The organism is Bacillaceae bacterium S4-13-56 (genome assembly GCA_040191315.1).
In the GTDB taxonomy this organism is placed as follows: domain Bacteria; phylum Bacillota; class Bacilli; order Bacillales; family JAWJLM01; genus JAWJLM01.
This window is the reverse complement of record JAWJLM010000107.1, coordinates 1-10,967: the sequence shown is the minus strand read 5'-3', so window position 1 is coordinate 10,967 and position 10,967 is coordinate 1. Positions and strand designations below refer to the sequence as shown.

Genomic DNA, 10,967 nt, shown 5'->3' with positions numbered 1-10,967 from the left:
TAACAGGTTGTTTTGTTTAGTTTTCAAGGTTCAAATGATGTCACTAGAGAAAACAGCGACTCAATTAATATATCACGTTTTTCGTTTAGCGTCAACAACTTTTTTAGTTGTTTTTATTATTTCGTTTAAAGCGACGATTAATAATTTAACACACTGAAAATTTTTAGTCAACAACTTTTTAAATTTTGAATTTCAATTTTGCAACGGCATTTAATATATCATGGGTAAAATAGATATGTCAATACTATGTTTGCATATATAGTATTCCTTTTTCCACAAATAAAAACAGTATTGTTACCTAATTTATTGTTTTATCTACTTTCTCTAAACCTGTCCTTTCACCAAGCTTCTGTAGCGAATGCTTAGTTAAACTAATATGAAAGATTATACTTACACAAATAAAGTGATACTTCAATGAGTGGCCGTCCCCACCGATTGTTAGCACCCAAGGGTATGACCTAAAGGCCCTTGAACCATAAAAACGCATGGACAAAATCCCATGCGTTTTGACTTTATATTACTTCCCTTAAAACATTAATCTATTCAGGAGCTATTGAATTCTCCACATATTGATTACTTAACTAGATATGTCCTATGGAATATGTCTTTCCCCTTTGTTTCTTTTAATGAAACTTTTAGGATGTCCTTCTCCACTAAGTATTCTACAACTGCACTTAAATCTTTAGAATATAACTGTGTCTCTGGATGGAGTCTTAAATCTCCGAAGGTCCATGGCTCATCTTTTTCTTGCATAATTTGTTTTAAATGCCTGATGGCAGTTTTTACACGACTATTAATAGCAACTTCCGTGGCTAATAGAAGAAGCTGAATTCGTTTTTCTGGTGGCTCTTGGCTTGTAATCAATTCCTGATAAAGTTTATGAATTTCTGGATCCATTTTCTTAACTTGGTTCCAAACTGTTACTTCAGGACGGAATCCTTTTTCAATGACAGCCAATCTAGCTAAATAATGCAGGGAATGAATCATACGGCTATAGGAATCCAAAATCTGATTGGACTGAAATAAATCCTTACATTCTAAATAAGCACGAATTAGCTTTCCAAACTCCATCATCAGTTTGCGATCACGATCTCCTTGGGGGAATTCCTGTAGTTCCTTTTTTAATCCAACCATATATTCATTACGATCAAAGATAATATCCCCGTGAATTATCCATTCTACCGCACGCCTATATGAGCTATTATCAATCCATTCATGTAATTTTTCATGATCAACTATATGTAATGCAGCAATTCCAGATTGAAATTCATAATGTTTAACAAACCACGGAACTTCAGCATCATGCACGACAACTAATAGGATTGCATCAAAGTTATCAGTTAATGGGCTAATTGGCTTGTTTTTTTCTAAAAGTAATATCCCAAGTGTATTTGATGCGCTTGCCCGTTCTTGATAGATGGGTCGCAGTAAATCTTCCATTAATAACTTCCCCCAATTCACAATTCTAATTTTATAGGAATTATACTATGTGAGTTGTTTTTGCTTACATTTTCACATTATAAGAATAAATTCTTGGTCTTATTCTTTTTCTACATCTTTTAAATTAATCCTTTTTTCTAGTTATAAATTTGTTTCGACAAAAATGAAAAAACCCTAAAAGAGGAAAACCAAAAAATTTGGAAATGCAGTTTATATACTTTTCACTTGAAAAAATCGACTTTTCTCTCTATGTACAAAGGAAACCAAATTTAATGAAGGATGTGCTATACTATGGGAGATTAAAGGAGGATTCAATTTGGCTAAAGAAGGATATACAAATAAAATAAATCGAATAAGGACCTTTGCCTTAAGTTTAATTTTCATTGGTATGGGTGTTATGTACTTAGGAATTATTGCGAAAAAAATTGAGTGGCTAATGGTTATCCTGATGATTATCGGAATGTTATTTATTGTTTTTAGTACATTAGTTTACTTTTGGATAGGGATGCTTTCGACTAGAACCATTCAAGTTACTTGCCCATCTTGCGGAAAACCAACAAAAATGCTTGGCCGTGTAGATGCTTGTATGCATTGCAGACAACCTCTTACTAGGGACAAGGAATTAGAAGGAAAAGAATTGGATGAAAAATACAACTCCAAAAAGTACAGTGAAGACCAAAAAAACTGAAAGTCCTAAGACTTTCAGTTTTTTGTATTAATGAGCAACTTTAGCTTCACTTTTACAGCTAGCACATGTACCGTAGATTTCCAATCTGTGATCTCTCACTTCAAATCCAGTAACTTGTTCTGCTAATGATTCTACTTCCTCGAGACTTGGGTAGTGGAAGTCAACAATCTTTCCACATTCATCACAAATAATATGGTAATGTTCACTAGTATTGAAATCAAAGCGGCTAGAAGAATCTCCATAAGTTAATTCCTTAACAAGTCCAATCTCCCGAAAAACTCGTAGATTATTGTATACAGTGGCTACGCTCATGTTTGGAAATTTTCCTTCCAAGGCTTTATAGATATCATCGGCAGTTGGATGGGTCATGGAGTTAGCCAAAAACTCTAAGACCGCATGACGTTGTGGTGTAATGCGAACACCTGAATCCTTCAACACATCAAGAGCATCCTTCATTCTTAGTTGAGTCACCGTCATGCACCTCACTTTCAACAAGTAATTGGAATATAATGATTCATATTATTACTTTATAATTGTTATAATTAGTTTACATGGTTAAGTATGTCTTTGTCAATAAAAGTATATTATTAATGCTAAGATCTATACATTAAACTCAGCTTATCATCAACTTTTAATATTGAAGGCCTAATTTTTCATGTACTTCAAACCGACTAAAAGTTATAAATTTTGATTAGAAAACTTGGCATTCGCCAAGCCTTTGTGGCGAATGCCTTAGTTGCACTTATGCAGATAGGAAAGTTTTAAACTTTCCTATCTGTTAGAAAAAAAGACTACCTTTTTAGGATAGGCAGTCTCCTTCATTCTCATTCAATTATCTCGATTTAAACATCAGCTTGTAACGTGGTTTCCTTGCCTCCGCAATTTTTATTAATATAACGTGCCGCTACAAATAGAAAATCAGACAATCGATTTAAATATGAAATGACTAAAGGATTGTTTAAGTCGTCAACTAAATGAATGGCTGCTCTTTCTGCCCTTCGAACAATAGAACGTGCACTATGCAAGGCAGCTGAAGCTTCTGTTCCTGATGGCAAAATAAAATTAGTTAATGGTGGTAAGGTTTCCTCCCACTTATCTATCCGAGCCTCAAGTTCAGTAATGTGCTGCTCTGTCACCTTCCACTTAACCTCTTTTCCTTTAGGTGTTGCCAACTCCGCTCCTACATGAAAAAGAATCGTCTGAACTCTTTCCATTACAGTCATAAATTCTTTGATTCCTTCCTTATCTTCTTTCCTTAGATAACTTAAAGCAAGTCCAATCATAGAATTGGCCTCATCACATGTTCCATAGGCTTCTACTCGTTTATCATTCTTAGGGACACGTTGACCGTATATTAAAGAAGTTTCCCCTTTGTCGCCAGTTCGAGTATAAATCTTCATTATTAATACCCCCTTTTTGGATCGATAGGATTGATCAAGGCTGAAAAATCATTTCCCATAAAATGCTTTAGGTTCTTTTCAAAAATTTCAAATGCCCTTGGTAAATATTGCGGGGTTATTCCCGATAAATGTGGAGTCACCGTTACATTTTCCATTTGCCAAAATGGATGACCTTCCGGAAGTGGCTCCTGCTCAAATACATCCAATACAGCATGGGCGATTTTTTCTTCTCGTAAAATATCCATCAGTACCCTTTCGTCCACAACATCTCCTCTGCCCATGTTTAGAAAGACTGCATGCTGTGGTAATTTTTCAAAATGCTCTTTTTTAAAGAAGTGAACCGTCTCCTTTGTGCTAGGCAAAACGGAAACCAAGAAGTCTGCTTCTCCTAAATGTTCATCCATCTTCTCAGGTGTAATTACTTGATCAAAAGATGATTTCGATGTTCCACTTCTTGATACGCCAATCGTAGTCATACGAAAAGCTTTGGCTAAACGGGCAAGTTCTTGTGCTATTGCTCCAGTCCCAGCTAGAACCATTTTTCGTCCTGTAATTTCTTGCATTGGCACTTTTCGATCCCAGACTTCTTCCTTTTGATGTTTCATTAATACTTTGCCATTTTTGTATACATCGAGAAGTTTCCAAATGGCATACTCTGCCATCGGAATCCCATGAATCCCACGACAATTGGTAACTAGAATATCTCGCTTGGCTATCGCTTCAAACGGCATTTTATCCATTCCTGCAGACAGGACCATAATCCATTTTAATTTTTTTGCTTCCTCAATTAAATCGTCATTTAAATCCTCGCCGTACGTTAAAAGGATCTCCACATGAGGTAGCATTTCTTTCCCTTCTTTCATTCCATATACAAATGAAAAATGATGTTCTGGATATTTCTCCATCATTCGTTGTTTTATTTCTGACTGTACCCTAGCCGTGCATAAAATCTCCAATAGAAAATCCTCCTCCGTTCTCTAACTTTAAATCATGTGATTTGCATGAAAAAGATCCTTCTACAATGTATCAGGATCTTTTAATTATAGAGACTTACACCAAGTGATCTTTAATATATTGAAGAGCCTCTTCAACATGGTCCTTAACTTTTACTTTTCGCCATTCCTTTACTAGATTTCCTTCTTTATCAATGACAAAAGTTGAACGTTCAATTCCCATGAATTCTTTTCCGAACATTTTTTTCATCTTCCAAACCCCGTAATCTTCTGCAACTTTATGGTCTTCATCTGCTAATAGAAGAAATGGAAGCCCATGTTTGTCAATAAATTTTTCATGTTTATCTAGTGGATCAGGACTCACACCCAAAATCACCGTATCAAGCTCTGAAAAATCTTCATGTTTGTCTCTGAAATCACATGCTTCCGTTGTGCATCCGGGTGTCATATCCTTTGGGTAAAAATAAAGCACAACATTTTTTCCTTTGAAATCAGAAAGCTTTACCTTTTCACTATTACTTGCCAACACCTCGAATGCTGGTGCTGTTTGTCCAACTACTGCTTCAGCCATGGCTATATTTCCCCTTTCGTATCTTGTTACTTCCATACTAGCATGTTCTAAATTTAGAAACCATTTTGACGTATGAACTATGGATTAGGTCGTTTTTCTACAAATAATAAAATGAGTGTCGCTATTGGACCTAGGAAAAGGGATAGCAAAAACCAGTTGAAGCCTGTTCGATTCTTCCCTTGGGCTAAACCTGTATTTATGAGGGCAAGCGTCCCCCACCCTACAAAATATTGGTCATCAATAGGCATATAATCTCCTCCCTACTACGGGTTTCGATACTTGGCAAACATAATTTTCCGGAATATTCATCCAAGGCCCGGCATTCCCGTTTGTTCCGCAATAGACAGTTCCGCTTCCTCCTATCAAGTCCTCCTAGGCAAAAAATCCTTTCTATTACAAGATGCTTAATGTCCTCTAACACTGCTTCTAACGCCGTTTTGTTTGCATGAACATCTGTTATGACTACGATTTTTCATTACAAATCTCGTAGTTTGACATATTATGTACTACTAAAAATCACTTTGGAATTTCTGTTTTCTGGTGCTCACCAGGTTTAACATATATAAGAATAGGCAGGGAGAGAATGAAGGTCAAAGAAGAAAATAGTAAGGTCCAGACTGATAAACTTTCAATAAAAATGAATTCAATAATTGCATTTGAAGCTGCTGTAACTAACGGCCCAACCCAAAAGCTTTTAAATAGAAAAGAAGATAGAACCCCTAATCCAATAACGCTTACCGGGACAATAACCAACTGCAATATAGGATCCATTTTTACCCCCCTTTTATATTGCTCCAAAAAGCCTGAGTAAATCTATCTTAACATATTTATCCATTATCAAGGCAAGAAATCGTCTGCATTTTCTGACCTTTTAAACAAATGAGAAAATAAAGTGAAATTAATCAGTTGCCGTCCCCCCTTTAATTGTTAGCACCCACCTAAAAGCCCTTGAACCAATCGGACATTTACGGGGAACAAATCAAACTACCTCTCCTTCTCGCGCCAAGCCTTCATGAAAAGCGCAGCAGGCAAAGTATAGCCTATTAATGCCTCAAACAAGGCAATTGGCCGAGCCCAGCCAACTGGAGTAATATCCCCATAACCGACTGTTAACAAGGTTACTCCACTAAAATAAATGGATTGTGCTAAACGATGCCAAAGGGCCATATTGTGTAGTTCCATTCCTTCAAGTAAAATCAAGCCTTGCATGGAAAGTATTAAATAAACAAGCCCAAATCCAATGGTGAGGATGCTATATAGAAACAGCATTGAAAAGAATAGTTGTATAGAAAAGATCTCAGTGGAGAGTGGTCGATAAGAGAAAAATATTTTAATGCTTTTATAAATAACAAAAATTAATATAAGTAAAAATACAATCGGTATCATCAGCATGGCTCCCCGGCTTGTCTTCTATCTACAATGTATGCTCAGACCCAATTGAAATGCCCATATAATTAAAAAAACCAACTCCAGCGCTTCGAGTTGGTTTCATTTTCGTTCAAATGACTATTGAGTTGGTGACCCTGGTGGATAGTAATAAGGCGGAACCTTTAGCCATCCACGCTTTCGCATCAAAGTTTTTAATGTTGCTCCCAGTGTAACCCATTCTGAATAATTTCGAAGCCACATAACTGCAACATCATTTCGAATGGCATCCACCTGCCCCTTGGCACAGGCTTGCAAGCAGGTGATTAATTTAAAAACAATACCATTCGTAATTTCATCATCAGTTAACTTCACCCCAAGTGGAATTTCTTTAGGATTTGAGTTTGGCTTAGCGGATGTTGCTTCAGGTAATGGCAACCCCTCTTTTTTCATAAATTCACTTACATTTTTCACATGTGATTCGCAAACTCTGATCACATCATTAAGCAGTTCCATTACCTCATCATCTGAAGTAGTATTTAATCCTATTTCTTCATAACGAATAAATTCTTCCACGACCGTGATATACGTCCAAAGGTCCCCGACCTCAATGACATGTAATGGAGTTTTTGGTTCATCCGTATTATCCATGGATGTCTTGAGCATATTCCAAACAGCCTCAAAAGGATTGGCCATAACTACACCTCCTACTTCTAATTTCTTCAAATAAATAGGAGATATGCGAGAATTAGATCATAAAAAATTTCCCAACAGACTAAGATTAGCATTTATATTCCATCTTCAAAGCTCATAAGTATTCCTGTTAGTATCCTGCAGAAAAGTATACACTTCCTTGAAGCCCATTTTTATATATCCCTAATACCCCTTTGATTAAGAGCAGCCACACTATGAGTTAATTTATGGGGTTGTATTGCGCTTTAACAAAAGCCGCTCCTTTTCCTTTTCCAGTAAAATCAATCCTCAGTCCAAGACCAATTTCACAAGTGTGATATTTACGGAAAAAAACTATTAATTCTCTATTTTTGTGACACAAAATTTCCGAGTCTCCACGTTGTTTTGGATCTGAAAACTCCTCCAAGTCTTCTTGATCTGCTTCCCAATCACAAAAAGAATAAATTCCATCAAGCAAACCTTGGTTTATTTTGAGTTTTGTTTGGATTTTACCTGAGAAACTTCATTTACAATCATTTATAATTGAGTTCGATATAAATTTTCAGTTTGAAACTTCATTAAAAGTCTCCTTTTGTTGAGTTTTAGGCATTCGTTAGAGGGAAAACTTGATAATAACCCGTTTTTAATTAAGTTTTATCTTTAAATGCTCAAGCAAACTGAATAAAGAAGCTCTCTTTTTTAAGTTTCAGTATCCAAATACAGTTAAAAGTTAAAATAAAACCTTTTTTTATTAAGTTTTACTATTAAATAGTCATCGAAACTCAAAATAAGAAGCAGCTTCATTCAGTTTTAATTATCAAGAATCAGGAAAACTTAAAATGAGATGACTTTCAATTCAGTTTTACTATCCAAAGCGCAGGATAACTCAAAATAAGACCGCACTTTTTTCAGTTTCACATGCAAAACCAACACTCAACTCCATTAACCACAATTAATTCCCCGCCCCTCGGTAGCGCTTTACGCCCTGGTTCCAGACGAAGACAGAAATAGCAAAAAACACCACGCCTATGAATGGTGTCAAAAAGGCATAGTTGTACCATTCTTCGCGACCAAGGAAATAAGCGGATGGATAAACACCCACGAAGGCAAATGGCAGGATCCAGGTTAGGACAAAACGAATCACCCCATTGTAAATATCAACAGGATAGCGGCCGTAGTTTCCGATGTTGTACATCATCGGCATGATATCCGTTTTGGCGTCACTCCAGAAACCGATGCAAGCGAGCAAGATGAAAATGCCACCATAGACTAAGGCGCCACCCGCTACCATCAGCACAAACAGGAACGGGTCGTACCAGGTAAGGGAGATTTCTAAGCGGGAACCTGCATACCCCATGATGATGAGTCCCGTTATGGCTCCGAAGAGCGATTCTAGTTCCATTTTTTCCAAAATGACTTGAAAGAGGCTGTGGACGGGTCGTGTCAAAATCCGGTCCATTTCGCCTTTGACGATATATCTTTCGTTGAAGTCCCAGATGTTGAAAAAGGCTGAGAATACGGCGTATGGGACTAGGAAGAAGCCGTAAATGAATATGATTTCGTCGCGATTCCAGCCGGCCAGGTGTTGGGTGTGGTTAAAGACGACGAGTATGAAGATGAGGTTGACGGCTTGTGAAAATAAATCTGAAAAGAACTCGACGATGAGGTCGGTTCGGTATTGCATGCGTGTTTTCATGTATTGGCTCATATATTGGGTAAACATTTGGATGTGGAACATGGGTTAGCCTCCTTGTACCACGAGTTGTTTTTTGGCTACGATCCACAGGACGTAAATCGGAATCAGCAGGACGAGCGACCATGTAGCTTGTAGTAGGATCGCTTGGGTGATTTCTCTTCCCTGGAAGGCTTCGGTGAAAATCATGCTTGGGATGTAGCTAATTGCTTGAAATGGAAAGTATCCCATGATTTCCTGTGCCCATCCCGGATAAAAGCTGATCGGAAGCAATAGCCCTGAGAATAAATCAATGATCATTCGTTTGGCTCGTATTAGACCGATATTATTATAGAAGAAAAACGACAAAACTCCCGTAATCAAGTTGATCTGCGTGTTGACAATAAAGCTAAAGATTAGAGATACGGCGAACAAAAGCCACACTTTTGTATTGGAAGAAAAGTCCAGTGGAAAGATGAGACTCACAATGACCATTCCTGGCAGGGAGAAAAAGAACAAACGAAATAGCCCTTCTCCTAAGCCTTGCATGGTTTTCATGCCGAGGTAACTGTAGGGCCGTATCAGCTCGACAGCGACTTTTCCATCTTTAATTTCTTGCGCGATCTCTCGGTCGATGTTGTTGAAGTAAAAGGCGCGCGCCATCCATGAGACGGCAACGTAAGTGACCATTTGGATGATGGTCATTCCTTGAATATCTGATTTTCCGCTATAAATGGCGCTCCACAGAAAGTAGTAGGCTCCGATGTTGATGCTGTAAATCAGGATGCCTGTATAGTAATTGGTTCGGTAGGCGAGCATCATCAGGAAGCGAATGCGGATCATTTCTAGATATTTATCCACGAATGACACCTTCCTCGTAGATGTTTCGAACGATTTCTTCGGTGGACATTGTTTGGACATTGACGTCTTTGACTTTGTGGGCACTGACCACCTTTGTAATGACTGATGATATGACGTTTTCGTCATCCTTCACTTGAGCAATCCAGACGTTAGGACGTTCGCCTTTAATCCAGGTCACGTCATTGGTGATTAGATTGGTTAGTTGTTGCTCATTTATTTCGTCTACCATTTCGAAGCGAATCTCTTTTTCTTCTATCCAACGGTTGCGAAGGTCTTGTAGGCTGCCGTCGTAGATGACTTTTCCTTGATCTAGCATAATGACTCGCTCACAAAGGGCTTCGATATCGGCTAGATCGTGCGTGGTGAGCAGGATCGTTGTGTTGTATCTTTTATTAATTTCCTTCAGGAAGGTTCTTATTTTATTTTTCACAAGGACGTCAAGGCCGATCGTTGGCTCATCTAGGAACAGAAGCGGCGGATTATGTATGAGTGCCGCTGCTAGTTCGCACCTCATCCGTTGTCCAAGCGAAAGTTTTCTAACGGGCTTGTCCAGTAATGGGCCCAAATCGAGAGTTTCGATTACGAGTTTCATATGGCTTTCGTACTGCTCATCTGAGACTCTATATACTTTTTTAAGTAAACGAAAGGATTCTTGTACGGCGATATCCCACCAGAGTTGAGAACGCTGACCGAAAACGACACCGATGGTTTGTACGAATTTTTCACGTTCTTCGTGGGGAATGAATCCATTAACTTTCACTTCACCTGCGCTTGGTGTCAGAATTCCCGTTAGCATTTTAATAGATGTAGATTTTCCTGCGCCGTTTTCTCCGATATACCCGACCATTTCTCCTGGTTTGATAGAAAAACTGATGTCGTCGACGGCTTTTAAAATTTTATAATTGCGGGTGAATAAATCACGAAAAGCCCCTTTAAGTCCAGAGCGGTTAGCATAGGATTTAAATTCTTTTCTTAGATTGTTTACATAAATCATGTCTTGCATTTTGAGGTCCTCTCCTTCTTATCCTCCATTAGTCTACCCAAATGCATACGAGAATGGCAATATTTTGTTTACGGAGCGTATACCATTAGTGAATGGCATGTGCTAACCTAGGGATAAGGTGAATTTTGTGCTGCATTGTGTGGGTTTGGCGGCTCAGGCCGGGAATCCGTGCGTCAATTTTGGGAAGGCGCGCGTCTTTTTGCTAGATTCGCGCGTCCATTCCATGAGCGCGTGCGTCGACCCAGAATCCGCGCGTCTTTTCCGACTCGGCGCGCGTCACTTTGTCAGATTCGCGCGTCCATTCTATGGGCGCGTGCGTCGACCCAGAATCCGTGCGTCTTT

General features: G+C 38.3%; 13 protein-coding genes and 1 pseudogene. 1 reads left to right on the top strand and 13 read right to left on the bottom strand.

All coding sequences use genetic code 11. The features are described 5' to 3' along the window. Positions 1-573: 573 nt before the first annotated feature. Positions 574-1,440: a nucleotidyltransferase-like protein gene (locus tag RZN25_17170; protein ID MEQ6378543.1), complete on the bottom strand. Its 867-nt coding sequence runs from the start codon at positions 1,438-1,440 to the stop codon at positions 574-576. 316 nt (positions 1,441-1,756) lie between these two features. Between RZN25_17170 and RZN25_17165 the strand changes: the two genes are divergently transcribed. Then, positions 1,757-2,128 carry a YgzB family protein gene (locus RZN25_17165; protein MEQ6378542.1) on the top strand — a complete coding sequence of 124 codons (372 nt, stop codon included), beginning with the start codon at positions 1,757-1,759 and terminating at the stop codon, positions 2,126-2,128. 27 nt (positions 2,129-2,155) lie between these two features. Here the strand turns inward: RZN25_17165 and perR are convergent, their stop codons facing one another. The 12 genes and pseudogenes from perR to RZN25_17105 all read right to left on the bottom strand — a co-directional run bounded on the left by perR (position 2,156) and on the right by RZN25_17105 (position 10,625). Beyond that, positions 2,156-2,605: a peroxide-responsive transcriptional repressor PerR gene (perR, locus tag RZN25_17160; protein ID MEQ6378541.1), complete on the bottom strand. Its 450-nt coding sequence runs from the start codon at positions 2,603-2,605 to the stop codon at positions 2,156-2,158. 365 nt (positions 2,606-2,970) lie between these two features. After that, positions 2,971-3,528 carry a cob(I)yrinic acid a,c-diamide adenosyltransferase gene (locus RZN25_17155; protein MEQ6378540.1) on the bottom strand — a complete coding sequence of 186 codons (558 nt, stop codon included), beginning with the start codon at positions 3,526-3,528 and terminating at the stop codon, positions 2,971-2,973. Positions 3,529-3,530: 2 nt separating this feature from the next. After that, positions 3,531-4,484: a D-2-hydroxyacid dehydrogenase gene (locus RZN25_17150; protein MEQ6378539.1), complete on the bottom strand. Its 954-nt coding sequence runs from the start codon at positions 4,482-4,484 to the stop codon at positions 3,531-3,533. Positions 4,485-4,578: 94 nt separating this feature from the next. Continuing rightward, positions 4,579-5,052: a thioredoxin-dependent thiol peroxidase gene (gene bcp, locus RZN25_17145; GenBank protein ID MEQ6378538.1), complete on the bottom strand. Its 474-nt coding sequence runs from the start codon at positions 5,050-5,052 to the stop codon at positions 4,579-4,581. A gap of 77 nt (positions 5,053-5,129) precedes the next feature. Beyond that, on the bottom strand, positions 5,130-5,300 hold the full coding sequence (locus RZN25_17140; protein ID MEQ6378537.1) for a hypothetical protein: 171 nt from the start codon (positions 5,298-5,300) through the stop codon (positions 5,130-5,132). 116 nt (positions 5,301-5,416) lie between these two features. Further along, positions 5,417-5,521, bottom strand: a pseudogene (locus RZN25_17135) (metallophosphoesterase). Positions 5,522-5,568: 47 nt separating this feature from the next. Further along, a complete protein-coding gene (locus RZN25_17130; protein MEQ6378536.1) occupies positions 5,569-5,823 on the bottom strand; it encodes a hypothetical protein in 255 nt (84 codons plus the stop codon). A gap of 213 nt (positions 5,824-6,036) precedes the next feature. Further along, complete coding sequence (locus tag RZN25_17125) at positions 6,037-6,438, bottom strand: potassium channel family protein (protein MEQ6378535.1); 402 nt, start codon at positions 6,436-6,438, stop codon at positions 6,037-6,039. 120 nt (positions 6,439-6,558) lie between these two features. Then, the gene (locus RZN25_17120) at positions 6,559-7,113 is read right to left on the bottom strand and encodes a DUF3231 family protein (protein MEQ6378534.1); all 555 of its coding nucleotides are present in this window, start codon (positions 7,111-7,113) and stop codon (positions 6,559-6,561) included. Between the two features lie 928 nt (positions 7,114-8,041). Beyond that, positions 8,042-8,827 (bottom strand): ABC-2 family transporter protein, encoded by a 786-nt coding sequence (locus RZN25_17115; protein ID MEQ6378533.1) that lies wholly within the window; start codon positions 8,825-8,827, stop codon positions 8,042-8,044. A gap of 3 nt (positions 8,828-8,830) precedes the next feature. Further along, entirely contained in the window at positions 8,831-9,622 is a 792-nt protein-coding gene (locus RZN25_17110) for an ABC-2 family transporter protein (protein MEQ6378532.1), read from the bottom strand. Beyond that, positions 9,615-10,625 carry an ATP-binding cassette domain-containing protein gene (locus RZN25_17105; GenBank protein ID MEQ6378531.1) on the bottom strand — a complete coding sequence of 337 codons (1,011 nt, stop codon included), beginning with the start codon at positions 10,623-10,625 and terminating at the stop codon, positions 9,615-9,617. The genes RZN25_17110 and RZN25_17105 overlap by 8 nt, the downstream gene beginning before the upstream one ends. Positions 10,626-10,967 lie beyond the last annotated feature (342 nt).